The 16,918-nt window shown below is 43.0% G+C and carries 17 protein-coding genes; 16 read left to right on the top strand and 1 reads right to left on the bottom strand.

Annotation, left to right across the window (positions count from 1 at the left end; translation table 11 throughout):
• The first annotated feature begins 1 nt into the window (after nt 1).
• The 3 genes from ctaD to OHT75_RS09300 are packed head-to-tail and all read left to right on the top strand — an operon-like array spanning nt 2 to nt 3,031.
• A complete protein-coding gene (gene ctaD / locus OHT75_RS09310; RefSeq protein WP_264726211.1) occupies nt 2-1,594 on the top strand; it encodes a cytochrome c oxidase subunit I in 1,593 nt (530 codons plus the stop codon).
• A gap of 1 nt (nt 1,595) precedes the next feature.
• The gene (locus tag OHT75_RS09305; protein ID WP_264726210.1) at nt 1,596-2,159 is read left to right on the top strand and encodes a cytochrome c oxidase assembly protein; all 564 of its coding nucleotides are present in this window, start codon (nt 1,596-1,598) and stop codon (nt 2,157-2,159) included.
• Nucleotides 2,156-3,031 carry a cytochrome c oxidase subunit 3 gene (locus tag OHT75_RS09300; RefSeq protein ID WP_264726209.1) on the top strand — a complete coding sequence of 292 codons (876 nt, stop codon included), beginning with the start codon at nt 2,156-2,158 and terminating at the stop codon, nt 3,029-3,031. Before OHT75_RS09305 ends, OHT75_RS09300 begins: the two co-directional genes overlap by 4 nt.
• Before the next feature lie 7 nt (nt 3,032-3,038).
• Here OHT75_RS09300 and OHT75_RS09295 read toward each other — a convergent pair whose 3' ends face one another.
• The gene (locus OHT75_RS09295) at nt 3,039-3,203 is read right to left on the bottom strand and encodes a DUF2909 domain-containing protein (protein WP_229778317.1); all 165 of its coding nucleotides are present in this window, start codon (nt 3,201-3,203) and stop codon (nt 3,039-3,041) included.
• Nucleotide 3,204: 1 nt separating this feature from the next.
• Here OHT75_RS09295 and OHT75_RS09290 point away from each other — a divergent pair, with 1 nt between their 5' ends.
• The 13 genes from OHT75_RS09290 (at nt 3,205) to OHT75_RS09230 (ending at nt 16,763) form a co-directional block, all read left to right on the top strand.
• Entirely contained in the window at nt 3,205-4,023 is an 819-nt protein-coding gene (locus tag OHT75_RS09290) for an SURF1 family protein (RefSeq protein WP_319803630.1), read from the top strand.
• A gap of 42 nt (nt 4,024-4,065) precedes the next feature.
• Nucleotides 4,066-4,617: a hypothetical protein gene (locus tag OHT75_RS09285; protein WP_264726208.1), complete on the top strand. Its 552-nt coding sequence runs from the start codon at nt 4,066-4,068 to the stop codon at nt 4,615-4,617.
• Nucleotides 4,617-5,597 (top strand): COX15/CtaA family protein, encoded by a 981-nt coding sequence (locus tag OHT75_RS09280; protein WP_264726207.1) that lies wholly within the window; start codon nt 4,617-4,619, stop codon nt 5,595-5,597. The genes OHT75_RS09285 and OHT75_RS09280 overlap by 1 nt, the downstream gene beginning before the upstream one ends.
• Before the next feature lie 15 nt (nt 5,598-5,612).
• Nucleotides 5,613-6,521 (top strand): heme o synthase, encoded by a 909-nt coding sequence (cyoE, locus tag OHT75_RS09275; protein ID WP_264726206.1) that lies wholly within the window; start codon nt 5,613-5,615, stop codon nt 6,519-6,521.
• 54 nt (nt 6,522-6,575) lie between these two features.
• Nucleotides 6,576-7,238: an SCO family protein gene (locus tag OHT75_RS09270; protein ID WP_264726205.1), complete on the top strand. Its 663-nt coding sequence runs from the start codon at nt 6,576-6,578 to the stop codon at nt 7,236-7,238.
• Nucleotides 7,239-7,469: 231 nt separating this feature from the next.
• Entirely contained in the window at nt 7,470-7,751 is a 282-nt protein-coding gene (locus OHT75_RS09265) for an STAS domain-containing protein (RefSeq protein ID WP_264726204.1), read from the top strand.
• 12 nt (nt 7,752-7,763) lie between these two features.
• The gene (locus OHT75_RS09260; RefSeq protein ID WP_264726203.1) at nt 7,764-8,129 is read left to right on the top strand and encodes a response regulator; all 366 of its coding nucleotides are present in this window, start codon (nt 7,764-7,766) and stop codon (nt 8,127-8,129) included.
• Nucleotides 8,130-8,146: 17 nt separating this feature from the next.
• Nucleotides 8,147-10,513 (top strand): chemotaxis protein CheA, encoded by a 2,367-nt coding sequence (locus OHT75_RS09255; RefSeq protein WP_264726202.1) that lies wholly within the window; start codon nt 8,147-8,149, stop codon nt 10,511-10,513.
• 14 nt (nt 10,514-10,527) lie between these two features.
• Complete coding sequence (locus tag OHT75_RS09250; protein WP_264726201.1) at nt 10,528-11,064, top strand: chemotaxis protein CheW; 537 nt, start codon at nt 10,528-10,530, stop codon at nt 11,062-11,064.
• Nucleotides 11,065-11,108: 44 nt separating this feature from the next.
• Nucleotides 11,109-13,307 carry a methyl-accepting chemotaxis protein gene (locus OHT75_RS09245; RefSeq protein ID WP_264726200.1) on the top strand — a complete coding sequence of 733 codons (2,199 nt, stop codon included), beginning with the start codon at nt 11,109-11,111 and terminating at the stop codon, nt 13,305-13,307.
• A gap of 91 nt (nt 13,308-13,398) precedes the next feature.
• Nucleotides 13,399-14,238, top strand: coding sequence for a CheR family methyltransferase (locus OHT75_RS09240; protein WP_264726199.1), 840 nt, complete (start codon nt 13,399-13,401; stop codon nt 14,236-14,238).
• 32 nt (nt 14,239-14,270) lie between these two features.
• The gene (locus tag OHT75_RS09235; protein WP_264726198.1) at nt 14,271-15,302 is read left to right on the top strand and encodes a protein-glutamate methylesterase/protein-glutamine glutaminase; all 1,032 of its coding nucleotides are present in this window, start codon (nt 14,271-14,273) and stop codon (nt 15,300-15,302) included.
• Between the two features lie 99 nt (nt 15,303-15,401).
• Nucleotides 15,402-16,763: an MATE family efflux transporter gene (locus tag OHT75_RS09230; protein WP_264726197.1), complete on the top strand. Its 1,362-nt coding sequence runs from the start codon at nt 15,402-15,404 to the stop codon at nt 16,761-16,763.
• The last annotated feature ends 155 nt before the right edge of the window (nt 16,764-16,918 follow it).

Below are 16,918 nucleotides of genomic sequence, written 5' to 3'. Positions count from 1 at the left end.
AATGAGTACAACTACGCACGATACTACTGCAGTCCATGATGATCATCACCATGGTGCCCCAAAAGGCATTATGCGCTGGCTGCTAACCACCAACCATAAAGATATTGGGTCGTTATACTTATGGTTCAGCTTTATTATGTTTTTAACTGGCGGAGCCATGGCTATGGTTATCCGCGCCGAGTTATTCCAACCTGGGTTACAACTGGTTGAACCTAACTTTTTTAATCAAATGACCACTGTTCATGGACTTATCATGGTGTTTGGTGCCGTTATGCCCGCCTTCACTGGTTTGGCTAACTGGTTAATCCCTATGATGATTGGTGCGCCAGACATGGCACTACCGCGCATGAACAACTGGAGCTTTTGGATATTACCTTTCGCGTTTACTATTTTGCTAAGCTCGTTATTTATGGAAGGCGGCGGCCCCAACTTTGGTTGGACATTCTATGCTCCACTATCGACAACCTATAGCCCTGACAGCACAGCACTTTTTGTCTTCTCAGTGCATATAATGGGGATCAGCTCGATTATGGGCGCAATCAATGTGATTGTAACCATTGTCAACATGCGCGCACCTGGCATGACATGGATGAAGCTCCCCTTGTTTGTCTGGACATGGTTAATCACCGCTTTCTTACTTATTGCTGTGATGCCAGTACTTGCTGGCGCAGTCACCATGGTGCTAACAGATAAGTTTTTCGGCACCAGCTTTTTTGATGCCGCAGGGGGCGGTGACCCCGTCATGTTCCAGCATATCTTCTGGTTCTTTGGTCACCCTGAAGTGTATATCATGATTTTACCGTCGTTCGGTATTATCTCTGCCATTATTCCTGCATTCAGCCGTAAAAAGTTATTTGGTTATTCATCAATGGTATACGCAACGGCCAGTATTGCGATTCTGTCATTCTTAGTGTGGGCGCATCATATGTTCACTACAGGTATGCCAGTATTTGCGGAACTGTTCTTTATGTATTGCACCATGCTGATTGCGGTTCCCACAGGGGTAAAAGTCTTCAACTGGGTTGCCACTATGTGGCGTGGTTCGATGACATTCGAAACGCCGATGCTGTTCGCCCTCGCCTTTATCATTCTGTTTACTATTGGTGGTTTTTCAGGATTAATGCTGGCCATCACCCCTGCAGATTTCCAGTATCACGATACTTACTTCGTTGTAGCACATTTTCATTATGTGTTAGTGACTGGAGCAGTATTCTCGATCATGGCGGCAGCGTATTATTGGCTGCCCAAATGGACCGGGCATATGTATAGCGAAACCTTAGGTAGATGGCACTTTTGGTGTTCGGTGATTTCAGTTAACGTACTGTTCTTTCCGATGCACTTTTTAGGGTTGGCAGGAATGCCACGCCGGATCCCCGATTATGCAATTCAATTTGCTGATATTAATCAGATTGTATCTATTGGTGGATTTGCCTTTGGTTTATCGCAACTGATTTTCTTAGCGGTTGTCATTAAATGCATCAAAGGCGGAGAAAAAGCACCAGATAAGCCATGGGAGGGCGCCGAAGGATTAGAGTGGACAATCCCAAGTCCAGCGCCTTATCACTCATTTACAACCCCACCAGAGGTAAAATGAGATGAGTCAGCCAACCAAATCAAACCGTAAGCTACTTACCATGCTAGTGCTAGGCGCTGTGGGGATGTTTGGTTTTGGTTTTGCGCTGGTGCCTTTGTACGATGTGTTGTGTGACACTTTAGGTATTAATGGAAAAACCCAAAGTACGGCAAGCACATACGAAGCAGTCATTGTTGATAAGAGTCGCACTGTTACCATAGAGTTTGTTGCTCAAATACAGCCTGGAATGCCGTGGGAGTTTGCTCCCACGGTCAATCGTATTCAAGTTCACCCTGGTGAACTCACCCATACGAAGTTTCACGCCCAAAACCTGTCAGCAAACAACACGGTTGGCCAGGCGATACCCTCGGTATCTCCCGGTCAAGGTGCGGCCTATTTTAATAAAACAGAGTGTTTTTGTTTTAATCAACAACCACTTGCGGCATCAGCCAGTGCGGAACTCCCATTGATTTTTTACGTGGATCCCGATTTACCGGAATCCATTAACACCCTGACTCTCTCTTATACCCTTTACGACATTACCGATAAAGTCGGTAGTGGCTTAAAGCAAGGAGCAGCAAAATGACCACAAAGCATGAAGCCTATTATGTGCCAGCACAAAGTGCTTGGCCTATCATTGGTGCCATTGGCCTTTTCTTAATCGCCTTTGGCGCAGGCAGTTACGTACAACAATTATCAACAGAAGAAAGTTATGGCGGCTATATTCTGATTTCCGGAATAGCTGTAATTTTATTTATGGTCTTCGGTTGGTTTAAAACCGTCATTGATGAATCAATGGCCGGTTTATACTCAGCCCAGATGGATCGATCCTTCCGACAAGGTATGAGCTGGTTTATCTTCTCGGAAATTATGTTTTTTGGGGCTTTTTTTGGCGCATTGTTTTACGCCAGAATGGTTGCAGTACCTTGGTTAGGTGGCGCTTCAAATAATGCCATGACCCATGAAGTTTTATGGCCAGCATTTGAAGCCATTTGGCCTTTAGTCACCACCCCTGATGGCACCAAAACAGAAGCGATGCCATGGACCGGGCTACCATTAATCAATACGATTTTACTGTTAACCTCGTCTGTCACACTGCATTTTGCCCATACCAGTTTAGAAAAAGCCAAACGCACCCCGTTAAAAATTTGGTTAACACTAACCATACTTTTAGGCATCGCGTTCTTGGCTTTACAGGTAGAAGAATATAGCCATGCTTACCATGAAATGGGCTTAACGCTTGAATCTGGCATCTACGGTAATACCTTCTTTTTGTTAACTGGCTTTCATGGCATGCATGTCACTTTAGGCACAGTGTTCTTAATAGTATTGCTGCTACGGGTACTAAAAGGCCACTTCACCACTGACAAGCATTTTGCGTTTCAGGCGGGTAGCTGGTACTGGCATTTTGTTGATGTCGTGTGGTTATGTTTATTTGTATTCGTTTACGTACTGTAAGAGCTGATTAATAAGGCCGTGGGTTAGGTTGAATAATACCTAATGCCATGGCCACCAGCAGTAAGATAACCACAAGGGCTGAAAACATCACTCTGCGACCGAGAAATGGACTCATCGATTGTTTGTTTTCACCTTTAACCATAATAAATAATGCACGAGCCAAATTAAACATAATGAATACAAGCAATAGCACTAAAACTAACTTAACTAACAATGGGGCTGTCACAGGCAATCCTCTTGCGGGTTTAGGTTGGGCTGGGTTTGTTTTTATTGCCATCACTGTGGCGGTGTTTAGCATTTTGGTCAAGTTAGGATTATGGCAACTGGAACGTGCAGAATTCAAAACGTCATGGGATGTCACCTTAAAAGAGCGACAAAACCAAGCAGCAATGAATTTTGATTCATTATTGCAAGTCATTGATCAGCACACAGCAGACACGAATGCAGAACAACAAACCTTAACAGGATATCGCATTGCTTTATCGGCATCGCCGGTATCAAAGCAAGTACTACTGCTTGATAATCAAATATACATGGGACAAGTGGGTTATTTGGCTTATCAAGTGTTTCAAGTCAATGCCTCATCCCCCAATTTATTAGTTGAACTCGGTTTTGTGCCCGCCGATAAAGACCGTCGGATTTTGCCTGACATTAGCGCTATTTCAACGGGGCGTTACAAATTGATTGGGCGTATTTATCAAAAGCAAATCAATCCATTAAGCGAAAATTTGATGGCAGAAATAGGCAACCCAATGCGCTTTCAAAACTTGGCGATAGATGAATTATCGCAGCTGCTGGGTTATCCCTTATTACCTGTGGTGTTGCAACCCGATAATGTTCCGGATTTAAATTTGCCACAACCATGGCAACCCATTCCGTTATCAGCGCAAAAACATCAAGGATATGCCCTACAGTGGTTCACTATGGCCGCGGTATTTTTAGGCTTAATGGCATGGCTAGCACACAGAAAGTGGCAATCAGGCGCTCATTAAGCATTTTACATCAACATGAATCAGTAAGAAGAGGAGATAGAAATGAACTCCCAGCCCAAAAGAAGTAATAAAACACTCATATTATTGTTAGTCGTTTTTGTACTGCCCGTTGCCTTAGCCAAATTGGTATTGAGTTTAGATCTATACCATGGCGGTGCCACCAACAAAGGGGCATTGTTAAATACGGAGCTTACATACAGTGCATTAAACATGGTGAATCCCAAACCACATCTGTGGCAAATGGTGTACTTATTACCTGAAAAATGTGACGAGCAATGCATGGATAGACTCTATGTAATTAATCAAAGCCACATTGCGCTAGGGCGCGACCGTGACCGAGTTAGCCCAATTATCTTACTGAAACATAACAGTGATTTAGATGCACTCAAGCAACTCCATATTCAATTTGAAACAGCCCCCAGTAATGACCAAATAGCGGCATTATTAACTCAACAACAGATGATCATTATCGACCCCTTAGGCAGTCTAGTGATGCAATACGATGGCGTATCGGGTCGCAAGGCTAGCATAGCGCAAGGCAAATCAATGATTGCTGACCTGCGTAAAATGCTGAAGTTGTCGAGGGTCGGCTAATGCAAATTCCTCACCTAATCAAATTCACCCTAGTGTTCACCTTAATGGTGATCCTAATGGGGGCTTACACTCGCTTATCTGATGCCGGATTAGGCTGTCCTGATTGGCCAGGTTGTTATGGCCATTTAACGGTGCCGAACGAAAGTCATGAATTGGCCAAAGTGGAGACTCACTTTCCTGAACATACGGTTGAGCCTGAAAAAGCCTGGCTTGAAATGATCCATCGGTATATCGCGGGTACTTTAGGCTTGCTGGTTTTAGTCATTTTGATTTTATGCTTAAAGCAACATTCTGCGCCCAAAAAATTACCGATATTGATCTCCGCGCTCATCATTTTTCAAGCGGCACTGGGGATGTGGACGGTCACCATGAAGCTGATGCCGATTGTGGTCATGTCACACTTAATCGGGGGCTTCAGTTTATTTTCTTTATTATTCATTCTCTACTTACGCACCAAACCGTTAAGGATCCCTGGCGGCGACTTATATGCCAGAAAGCTGGCGCCTATTGCTGCAATCGGGCTCGTAGTGTTAGTCATTCAAATCATATTGGGGGGGTGGACATCTTCCAACTATGCGGCATTAGCCTGTACCACATTGCCAATATGCGAAGGTAATTGGGTCGATAATTTACGCTTTGCCGATGCTTTTTCACCTTTTCAGGGCAATCATCCCAGTTTTGAATTTGGTGTTTTAGATTATGCGACCAGAATGACAATTCATGTCAGTCATCGCATTTGGGGAGTGTTAACCGCCATCATTTTAGTGTGGTTTGCAGTAAAACTATTAAAAGCACAATCATCCACAATGCGAAAAAGTGCCTACTTACTTATTTTGTTAGTGATTGCTCAAGTCGCGCTTGGGATCAGTAATGTAGTGATGCACTTACCGTTAGGTATCGCAGTTTCTCATAATGGCGGTGCAGCATTGCTGTTGCTCACCATGGTATTTATTAACTACGCCCTATGGCGTAAAGCGTAATCAGAGGACATAACAATGACAAAACCGATCATCCTCAATGCCCCTCATGAGGCAGTTACATTTCAATGGCGCGCCTATTTTGAAATGACAAAACCCAAAGTCGTCGCGTTAATGCTGCTAACCGTCTTGGTTGGTATGTGTTTAGCGGTACCTGGCGTAGTCCCCCTTCAACCGCTGATTATCGGTATGGTTGGCATTGGGTTAATGGCTGGCGCTGCTGCCGCATTCAATCACCTAATAGACCGCCGCATTGATGGATTAATGGCTCGCACCTATAACCGGCCTTTACCGAAAGGAAAAGTCTCAGGCACTAAAGCTGCAATATTTGCCGTATCCATTGGAGTGATAGGATTTGTTATGTTGTACGCTTGGGTAAACCCATTGACAGCCTGGCTAACCTTTGCCAGTTTAATCGGTTACGCCTTGGTTTATACCGCTTATTTGAAACGCGCCACTTCACAAAATATCGTCATTGGCGGGTTAGCTGGCGCCATGCCACCATTATTAGGCTGGACAGCGGTCACTAATGAGCTACACGGCCACGCTTTACTCTTGGTTATCATCATTTTCACTTGGACGCCGCCACACTTTTGGGCATTGGCAATTCATCGCAGAAAAGAATATGCCAAAGTAGACATCCCCATGTTGCCTGTAACCCATGGTGTTGAATTTACTAAAACATGTATTTTGCTCTATACCATTTTACTTGCTATCGCGTGTTTACTGCCGGTATTAGTCGGCATGTGCGGCCCGGTTTATTTGGTCGGCTCAACCCTACTTAGTTGTGGATTTATTTATAAAGCTTGGCAGCTTAAATATCATGACTATCAAGGGTTAGCGATGAATGTATTTAAGTTTTCTATTTATCATTTGATGGTGTTATTCATCGTGTTGTTAGTTGATCACTATTTATGGGTAAACTAAATCGTGACCACAACAGCATCTTTAAAATAACATTAATGACCAAGGGCGGGCTAAATGGGTAAACCCAGTATTATTGTGGCACTGATGGCGGTGGCCATTGGTGGTATCTTTGCCTATCAATGGCTAACACCATCAGCCAATACATCCACACAAACACATCAGTCTCAATACCAAAATGTCCAACTTGATACAGGCTTTATTTACGATAATCCACGTAAACTAGCGACCTTTAGCTTGAGTGATCAATACGGAAACCCTTTCACAAATAAAGATTTAGAAGGTAAGTGGAGCCTATTTTTTATTGGCTTCACCTCTTGCCCAGACGTCTGCCCTACTACATTGAATAAGTTAGCGGCAGCTTACCCAGCACTACAGCAAATATCTGCCGATATACAGGTCGTGTTTGTGTCCGCCGATCCCCAACGCGACACCCAAGTGAAACGTTTAGACTACATCAACTTTTTCAACCCTGAATTTAAAGCCATAACCGCTGAACACAGCCAGTTGTTCCCCTTCAGTCGTGATCTCGGTTTTGTTTATGCCATGGTAGGAGAAGGTGATAATTACCAAATCGATCACAGTGCTTCCTATGTGCTGGTCTCTCCCCAAGGAGAAAAAACCGCTGTGTTTAAAGCAAAGCCAAAACCCGGTTTACCACCTCAAATATTCAATGAAGAGTTAATTGCTGATTTTAAAAAGATTGTTAATAATGCGTAAGCCGATTTAAGATCGGTTTACATTCCTCGATTTGATCAGTAACGTATAATATCGTGTTGTATACTTTTTGAATTCACGCTTACGATTAGCCATACGTGCTGCGCTATTTTTTGTCGTGGTTCCGACACCAGCACTTCATTTTCAATAATCCGATGTAAACCATGATTAATATTGCTCAAATAGTAATAAAGGCTATATTTAATAAGTTGCTGTTAAAGGTTGGGATACTGCATGACTGACACCACTCTAGATTTAGGCGCGGCGATTACTATTCGAAATATACAGCCAATTTACTCTCAGCTGGCGAGTCATTTACAGCAAACCACACCTTTTATTATCGATGCCAGTAAATTAACCAAAGTTGATACCGCTGGGGCGCAGTTTCTTTTTTTACTGCATCAAACCTGTATCAAGCGGTCACTTAATGTTACTTGGCTTCCCGCCGATAAAGAAATATGTAAGCAATTAGCATTACTTGCGATTACCATACCACCGCTAATTGGCTCAGTTTAAAGGACAGTTTTAATGAAAAAAATTCTGGCAGTGGACGATTCCACCTCCATGAGACAAATGGTCAGTTTTACTTTGCAAGCAGCAGGCTATGAAGTGCAGGTAGCCGCTGATGGCAGTGAAGCTTTAACATTAGCGAAACAAACCCAGTTTGATTTGGTGATTTCTGACATTAATATGCCCGTAATGGATGGCATTACGCTAATTAAAGAATTACGAGCACTTGAGCATTACCGTTTTACCCCGTTATTGATGCTAACCACTGAATCTAGCCCAGAAAAAAAACAACAAGGGCGCGCAGCAGGTGCCACTGGCTGGATAGTCAAACCTTTTAATCCGGAACAACTTTTGGCAACCGCAGCCAAAGTGCTTCGTTTTTAGTGATAAGCAGAGCATAAATGGATATCGATCTTAGTCAATTTAGCCAAGTTTTTTTTGAGGAAAGCTTAGAAGGACTCTCTAAAATGGAGTCTGAGCTATTGGCAATTGATATAGATAATTTTGACCAAGAAAGTATCAATACGATATTCCGCGCAGCCCATTCGATTAAGGGGGGAAGCGCGACCTTTGGCTTTACCGAAGTGGCTAATTTTACTCACTTGCTCGAAACTCTATTAGACGAGATCCGCGAACACATCAGGCCGATGAAACCACAGCACGTTGAAATGCTACTGGCATCAGTGGATGTCATACGCAATATGATTGATGCTTTAATGAAAGATCAAGCTTGCAACGACCCCGCATTAGCACCATTAATGAAGCAATTTGAACAGGCCCTCGCCCTTGGTTCAAATAACACTGTTAGTGCCAAAATTGCCACATCAACTGAACCACAATCGTCCGAAAATACAGCTGCGCCAGATACCACCTGTTCAGTTACAGAATTAGACCCTAATTTAGTACTTTGGCAAATCGACTTTAGTGCCGGTGAAGATATTTTACGTTGCGGTAACGACCCTATTTACATGTTCACTGAGCTCGCTGAGCTGGGGCAATTAAAAGTCACATTAAAAGATATCGCTTATCCAGATGTCGATGAATACGAAGCTGAAATTTGTTATCTGCAGTGGCAATTGTTACTGCTCACAGACACCGCAATATCCCGCATTAAAGAAGTTTTTGAATGGGTAGAAAGCGAATGTGATATTCAATTTAATCAGCTTGAACGAAATGCCAAAAACGATGCCCTGTTTGTGTCGCCATTTGATGCTAAAGCGCGAGAAGAGGCAAATAAACCTGTTAGTGAAGACACATTAGTTCATAAAGATGCGCCAACATCACACCTAACAGAGTCCCAATCAGCCCCTGCGCCATGCGACGGTTTTGACATGTCGAGCGCCTTGGCCGAAGCATTTGAACAACAAAATCAACCAAGCCATCAAGCATCAACCATTGAACAGATAACGTCAAAAACGGCAGATGAACCGGCTGAGCAAAGCAACAAAGTTGAAGATAACGAGACCTTAGCAAGCAATACCAGCGTCCTATCTACGGTAAATGAACAACCCAATACAGCAACTGTCACCAGAACACACTCACGCTCTACTGACACGAATCAAAGTTCAATACGGGTTAATATAGAAAAAGTTGATCAGTTGATTAATATGGTCGGTGAATTAGTCATTACCCAAGCCATGCTGGGTCAAATTGGCCAGCAAGAAACCATCAACCAAGAAACCCTCATTAGTTTGCGTTTAGGGTTAGAACAACTGGCATCCCACACCCGTGAACTACAAGAAAACGTGATGCAAATTAGAATGATGCCCATTTCATTTGCCTTCAATCGCTTTCCTCGGTTGGTGCACGACATCAGTTTGCAACTGGGCAAAAAAGTTGATTTGGTGTTAAGTGGCGAAGAAACTGAATTAGATAAAACCGTTATGGAGAAAATTGTCGACCCACTGGTGCATCTGGTTCGCAATTCATTGGATCACGGTATTGAACTTCCCGAAAAAAGGCGCGCGCAGGGCAAACCTGAAACAGGCACGATAACACTGAATGCATTCCACCGTGGTGGCAATATTATTATTGAAATCATCGATGATGGTGGCGGTTTAAATACTGACAAAATTCTCAGTATCGCGCGTAAAAAAGGCTTAGTTGCAGACAACGAACACCTAAGCACGGAAGAAATCCACCAGCTGATATTCAAACCCGGATTTTCCACCGCCGATAATGTATCAGGTCTCTCAGGCCGTGGGGTGGGTATGGATGTGGTTAAACGAAATATTACCGAACTCAATGGTGATATCAACCTCGTTTCAACCCCAGATAAAGGCAGTCATATGACCATTCGTCTGCCATTAACCCTTGCCATTTTAGACGGCCAATTAGTGCGCGTGGGCGACCATGTGTATGTTGTGCCACTGATGTCAATTCACGAGTCATTACAGGTTGCTAAACGCCAGATAAATGACCTAGGCAAAGATCAACAAGGCCATCGCCAAGAAGTTATTCATCTACGCGAAGAATTTATTCCCATTGTGAAAGTATTTGAGCAGTTTAATCATCAAGCCGATGCCCCAGATATTGAAAAAGGCATCGTCATGATTGTCGACTGTAATAACAAAAAAGTCGGCTTATTAGTTGATGAATTATTGTCGCAACAACAAGTCGTGATTAAAAATTTAGAAGTTAACTACACCAAAACACCCGGCATATCCGGGGCGACCATACTCGGGAATGGTGAAGTTGCATTGATTATCGATGTTATTAGCCTCACACATCTTTCTGGCATCGGCCATCATAAAGAACATGCGGCATAAAGGAGCGGATTAACGTGGATGTTTCGCATCAGCAATCGCAAGCAACCCAAGGTGATGTTAATCAACAATACTTAACATTCATTATGGGACCAGAAGAATACGGGGTAGAAATACTCTCAGTACAAGAAATACGAGGATGGCAAAAAACCACTGCAATTCCCAATGCGCCTGAATATGTAAAAGGGGTCATTAATTTACGTGGTAACGTGGTGCCCATTATAGATTTACGCCAACGTTTTGGCCTAACTGAACTCAGCTATGGCCCAACAACCGTGGTGATAGTTGTTAAAGTTAAACTGGAAAAAAACAGTAAAATTATTGGCATTGTGGTGGATGCGGTGTCTGATGTAATTATTGTTGACGATAAAAACTTAAGACCAACACCGGATTTTGGGCTCGACACAGATGTACGATTTATCAAAGGACTCACCAGTCTCAGCGATAAAATGGTCATTATTTTAGATGTGCATAAACTTTTAGGTAATGAGGTTTTACCCAGTGCTCAGCAGCTCTCTAACATCATAGAACAACTCGAAATACCGTCTGCCTAAACCATTTGGCCCATATAAGAATAAGTAAACAGAGGACGTAAAACATGCAAGCAAATCAACCAACGCCAACCGGTGGCTTCCATCCTCTTGCATACGGGGCACCGCTACTTTGCGCGCTCGCATTAGCGGGGAATCTTGCTGGGCTTGATACGCTATGGATTAGCGTATTACTGCTATTAACCTTGCTGAGTACATTATTAGTCATATTCAAGCTGCAACAAAAAAATCAACGTCTTGTTAAGGCAACCCAAGACATTGCAGACAGCTATGACACAGATCATAGCGTTAATTTAGGTGAATTTGAGGCACCACACTGGCCACAACTGCAAACCGCCCTAAATCAATGGCATCAAGATACCATCAACAGCCGCTTTTACATGCAAGCATTAGATGCCTGTCAGGGAAATATCATGGTGGCAGATGAGCATTACGATATCGTTTATCGCAACGAATCGCTGTACAAAATGTTCAAGTCAAACGAGCAAATTTTGCAAAAAAGCCTCACTCGATTATCTGTAGATAAACTGGTGGGCTCGAATATGGATATTTTCCATCAGCATCCCGAACATCAACGTAAGCTGATGGATAAACTGACCACCCCTTATTGCACCAGATTTGTTATTGAAGGCTTATCTTTCAGATTAACCGCCACGCCTATATTTAAGGAAGATCAACGTATCGGTACGGTTGTTGAATGGTTAGACATGACAGAGCAAGTCGCGAAAACCCAAAAAGAACACATATTGGCCGCAGAAAACACCCGCTTGAAACAAGCATTAGACTGTGTCAGCGCCTGTACTATGGTCGCGGATAACGACAATCGCATTATTTATACAAACGACGCACTGCAAGCCATGTTTGAAGATGCTGAAGAAGATGTGAAAACCGGTTTACCTAACTTTAATGCTAAAAAACTTGTTGGTGAGCACATTGATGTATTCCATAAAAATCCATCACATCAACATAATGTCATAGCAGCCTTAAAGACCACCCACAGAGCAGAATTTGCGGTAGGAAGCCGAGTGTTCAAATTTACTGCGAATCCTATTCAAGACAGTGAAAATAATCGAATTGGTACTGTGGTGGAGTGGGAAGACCGTACTGCGGAAGTGATCATCGAAAAAGAGCTTTACCAATTACTTGCAGCGGCCAACCAAGGTGATTTAAGTCAGCGATTAAGTTTAGAAGGTAAAGCGGGGTTCTTCTTGTCTTTATCTAAAGGCTTAAATCAATTACTAACGGTATCAGATAACATTTTGTCTGATGTGGTAAAACTATTTGATGCGTTAGCTAAGGGTGATTTAAGTCGCCAGCTTGAAGGCGCTTATTCAGGAAAATTCCACAAACTACAACAAGACGCCAACATCACAGTTGAACGCCTTACCGAAGTGCTAAGTGAAATTAGTGACGCCGCCAATACGGTAACCTCCAGTGCTGAAGAAATCACCCAGGGCAACATTGATTTAAGCCAACGTACAGAAGAACAAGCGGCCTCATTAGAAGAAACAGCCGCCAGTATGGAACAAATGACCGCAACGGTTAAACAAAGTGAAAACAATGCTTTAATCGCTAATAACCTCGCGATTGAAGCGAATCAAAAAGCGGAGCAAGGTGGCAATGTCGTTAAACAAGCCGTTGTGGCGATGGATGCCATTACTGAATCAAGTAAACGGATTGCTGATATTATTACCGTAATTGATGAAATTGCCTTCCAAACCAATCTGTTAGCACTAAACGCGGCGGTAGAAGCCGCTAGAGCCGGTGAGCAAGGTCGTGGGTTTGCCGTGGTTGCAGGTGAAGTGCGTAATTTGGCACAACGCAGTGCCGGTGCTGCAAAAGAAATTAAAGAGTTGATCAGAGACAGTGTGAATAAAGTCACTGACGGTACTCAGCTGGTTAATCAGTCTGGTGAAACCCTCAAAGACATTATGCTTTCCGTCAGTAAAGTGGCAGAAATGATTGCCCATATATCGATTGCGGCAGAAGAACAATCTTCAGGTATTTTTGAGGTGAACAAGTCCATTTCTCAAATGGACCAAATGACACAACAAAATGCCGCCCTAGTGGAAGAAATTGCAGCCGCTGGCGACACCATGACAGAGCAAGCTCGTCAAATGAAACGCAAATTGAGCTTCTTCAAAACGGGTCATGTAGAGGTCGGTGCTGAAACCAAGCGCGAACAAAAATCAAAAATTAAACACATGGCCATTCAGGTAAGTGACGAAGATTGGCAAGAGTTTTAAGGTTAGTTAAATCATACAATTAACCTCAAGTGTTATGCTTGGGGTTAATCTAGTTTAATTGACCCATATTACCTGCTTAAGGGATTAAATTGTGGATAAGTGGCAGCAACAAGAGTTCCCAATGAGCTTGGCTGATTTCGATTTTTTGCGAAATCTAGCTTATTCGCAAACCGGTATTGTGCTGCCAGAACGTAAAAAGCAAATGGTGTATTCACGGTTATCTCGCCGCATTCGCTTTCTGAAACTCAACAGTTTTAGCCAATATTGCCACTACCTCGACAATAACACTCAAGAACTCCCTGAGTTTATCAATGCTCTCACCACAAATTTAACGGCCTTTTTTAGAGAAAAGCATCATTTTGTTTATTTAGATAAGCAAATATGTCCGCAATGGCTGGCGAAAAAACAAAAAAGAATCCGTATTTGGTCAGCGGCGTGTTCGACAGGAGAAGAAGCTTACAGCATCGCGATGACACTGTATGGTCAAATTGATTTAAGCCTATTTGATGTAAAAATTCTGGCGACCGATTTAAACACTCAAGTGCTAGAGACGGCAAAAAAAGCCATATACTCTACCGAAGTGCTATCGACCATCCCGGCCAACTTTGCCACCAAATACACTAAACGGCTTGCCAACAATGCACAATTTTCAATCAAGCAACGTATAAAAGAGGCCGTACACTTTAAGCAGCTGAATCTACTACAACCTTGGCCAATGTCTGGTCCTTTCGATGTCATTTTTTGCCGAAATGTGTTTATCTACTTTGATAGTGACACAAAAAAGAGAATTATTAAGAAATTTAGAGCATTATTAAGTGATGGTGGTTATTTAATCATTGGACACTCTGAAAGTATCAATGATTTTACGACTGACTTTGAATTTATAGGACAGACAATTTACCGTGCACGTAACCGAACAGCGCCGTGTTGACCATTGTGCCAACAGCAACTTCAGGGGACTGAATGATTAAAGTACTGGTTATCGATGATTCCGCCTTTATGCGTCAATTACTGACACATATGCTAGATGCTGACGACAACATTATTGTGGTCGGTGAAGCGGAAGACCCTTATGAAGCAAGGGAGTTAATCAAACAACTGTCACCCGACGTGTTAACACTTGATGTCGAAATGCCAAAAATGGACGGCTTAGCTTTTTTACGCAATTTAATGCGCTTAAGACCAATGCCGGTAGTGATGGTGTCATCTTTAACCCAAAAAGGCGCTGATGTTACGCTAGAGGCATTATCTTTAGGTGCGATTGATTACGTCGCCAAACCTAAAAACAACCATAAAAACAGCCTCGCGTTATTTCAAAATAATTTAATTTATAAGGTGTTAGCTGCTGGGCAAATCACTTTTGATGCGCCACCACCTATTCGTCACAATCTCCCCACAAATTCAGATATATCTAACAAATTTAAAAACCGCTTAATCGCGATTGGCGCCTCAACTGGGGGCATTGAAGCCATTCAAACCTTATTAACACCTTTACCAGCAAACCTACCTCCGGTAGTGATTACTCAACACATACCACCTGTTTTCAGCACTTCGTTTGCAGCTAGGCTCAATAAAAACTGCAACCTCAATGTGATTGAGGCTCAAGGGGGTGAAAAACTTACCGCAGGGAATGTGTATATTGCGCCTGGCGACAGACATTTAGTGATCATCCGTGATGGTGCACACTTTAAAACAAAATTATTGAATAGCGATCCCGTTAATAGACACAAACCCTCAGTTGATGTGCTGTTTAACAGTGTGGCTGAACATGCCGCCAAAACCTCAATTGGCATCATATTAACCGGTATGGGTAATGATGGCAGTCAGGGTTTATTGAATATGAGGCAAAAAGGCGCGTACACTATCGCCCAAGATCAAGCCTCATCGGTTGTTTGGGGGATGCCAGGCTCAGCAGTAGAAATGAATGCGGCAAATGAAGTTTTACCCCTTGCCGATATCAGTAGTAAATTGCTGACCTTACTGACAATCAATTAATGCAGTCTTAGTAAAAGATGACATTAAGCCAGTTCATGGCGTTGGCGCAATATTGCATCAACCAATGATAAAACCATTTTAACGTGCAGTACCTTTCATATGTCCTTGTTTAGCGTTCTCGCAAATGGCGATAAAAATCGTCAGCTAATGGCATTAGCCATCCCAATGATGTTATCCAACATCACCATTCCGCTGCTTGGACTGGTCGACACTGCCGTCATCGGCCACCTGGGTGAAGCATATTATTTAGGCGGCGTAGCGCTTGGTAGCACCATTATCACCTTAATGGTGTGGTTGCTGGGCTTTTTACGCATGTCGACCACAGGCTTAGTGGCTCAAGCCTATGGTGCACAAGATCATCACAGCCAACATCGATTATTGGTTCAAGGTGTGTGTTTAGCACTGCTATTGGCCGCTGGCGCGCTCGCATTACAACAGCCTATCTTGTCATTAGCGCTGCACTTAAGCGAAGCGAGTGCACAGGTACAATATTATTGCCGTCAATATGTTGAAATCCGTATTTGGTCGCTGCCCTTTGCCCTCACCAACCTTGTGTTACTCGGCTGGCTATTGGGCAGACAACAACCCAAAGCCGCCATGTGGCAACTGATTATTGCCAATATTGCCAACATTATTTTAGATGTGATATTTGTCATCGGATTTCAATGGAACGTGCAAGGGGCGGCGTTAGCATCGGTGATTGCTGATATCTGCGCTTTCACAGTTGCCGCAGTGATGGTGACACGCCAGCTAAAGCAACAACGCCATTTTACTTGGTCACACTTGTTGCAACACCTTACGTTTGCCGGATTATCACGCCTACTCACTCTTAACCGTGACATATTCATTCGCAGTTTATGCTTACAAGCCGCCTTCAGTTTTATGGCGTTTTACGGTGCAGGATTAGGAGATACCACCCTAGCGGCCAATGCTGTATTACTGAATTTATTGATGTTAATTTCATATGCACTTGATGGGATTGCTTACTATGCTGAGGCCGAAGTTGGCCGCGCTGTTGGCCAACGTAACCCCACGTTATTATTTGAATCTGTCAGCCTAGCGTTTGCTTGGTCAGCGATTATCGCCATCATATTTAGCGGCTGCTTTTGGCTATTTGGCAGCCAAATCATCAGTTTATTAACTAACATCACCTGCGTACAACAAACGGCACAGTCATACTTATTTTGGTTAATTGCCATGCCCATTTTAGCCTTTGGTTGTTATCTATTTGATGGCGTTTATATTGGCGCGGCACAAGGTCAGGTCATGCGTAACAGCATGATATTGGCAACGTTTGGGGTATATTTTCCGCTTTGGTGGAGTATGCAGTCATTTGAAAACCATGCTTTATGGGGTGCATTGTGTGCATTTATGCTGTTTCGCAGTATGAGCTTGGGATGGCATTATCAGTACCGACTCAAAAAACATGTGAGCAAAACTTTTAAAATACAATTAACTTGAATAAATCCACCACGCCATATTGATTACAATAAACGGCAAAGTGATGATAAAACGTAAGCGTGCAGCTTTAAAGTTGTTCATATCAGCTGCTATGATACTGGCATACTGTTGAGTTTAGCCCCGCGACTAATATCAAACAATTAATCAATAAGATA

Source organism: Shewanella subflava (assembly GCF_025971955.1).
Lineage (GTDB): Bacteria > Pseudomonadota > Gammaproteobacteria > Enterobacterales > Shewanellaceae > Shewanella > Shewanella subflava.
Note: the sequence above shows the minus strand (reverse complement) of the source record. Positions and strands in the feature narration are given on the sequence as shown.

Coding starts and splice junctions, on each gene's coding strand:
- OHT75_RS09265 (WP_264726204.1), top strand. CDS start 7,470: ATGACTGACACCACTCTAGATTTAGGCGCGGCGATTACTATTCGAAAT.
- OHT75_RS09230 (WP_264726197.1), top strand. CDS start 15,402: ATGTCCTTGTTTAGCGTTCTCGCAAATGGCGATAAAAATCGTCAGCTA.
- OHT75_RS09285 (WP_264726208.1), top strand. CDS start 4,066: ATGAACTCCCAGCCCAAAAGAAGTAATAAAACACTCATATTATTGTTA.
- OHT75_RS09260 (WP_264726203.1), top strand. CDS start 7,764: ATGAAAAAAATTCTGGCAGTGGACGATTCCACCTCCATGAGACAAATG.
- OHT75_RS09245 (WP_264726200.1), top strand. CDS start 11,109: ATGCAAGCAAATCAACCAACGCCAACCGGTGGCTTCCATCCTCTTGCA.
- ctaD (WP_264726211.1), top strand. CDS start 2: ATGAGTACAACTACGCACGATACTACTGCAGTCCATGATGATCATCAC.
- OHT75_RS09290 (WP_319803630.1), top strand. CDS start 3,205: ATGAATACAAGCAATAGCACTAAAACTAACTTAACTAACAATGGGGCT.
- OHT75_RS09270 (WP_264726205.1), top strand. CDS start 6,576: ATGGGTAAACCCAGTATTATTGTGGCACTGATGGCGGTGGCCATTGGT.
- OHT75_RS09305 (WP_264726210.1), top strand. CDS start 1,596: ATGAGTCAGCCAACCAAATCAAACCGTAAGCTACTTACCATGCTAGTG.
- OHT75_RS09280 (WP_264726207.1), top strand. CDS start 4,617: ATGCAAATTCCTCACCTAATCAAATTCACCCTAGTGTTCACCTTAATG.
- OHT75_RS09235 (WP_264726198.1), top strand. CDS start 14,271: ATGATTAAAGTACTGGTTATCGATGATTCCGCCTTTATGCGTCAATTA.
- cyoE (WP_264726206.1), top strand. CDS start 5,613: ATGACAAAACCGATCATCCTCAATGCCCCTCATGAGGCAGTTACATTT.
- OHT75_RS09255 (WP_264726202.1), top strand. CDS start 8,147: ATGGATATCGATCTTAGTCAATTTAGCCAAGTTTTTTTTGAGGAAAGC.
- OHT75_RS09295 (WP_229778317.1), bottom strand. CDS start 3,203: ATGTTTAATTTGGCTCGTGCATTATTTATTATGGTTAAAGGTGAAAAC.
- OHT75_RS09300 (WP_264726209.1), top strand. CDS start 2,156: ATGACCACAAAGCATGAAGCCTATTATGTGCCAGCACAAAGTGCTTGG.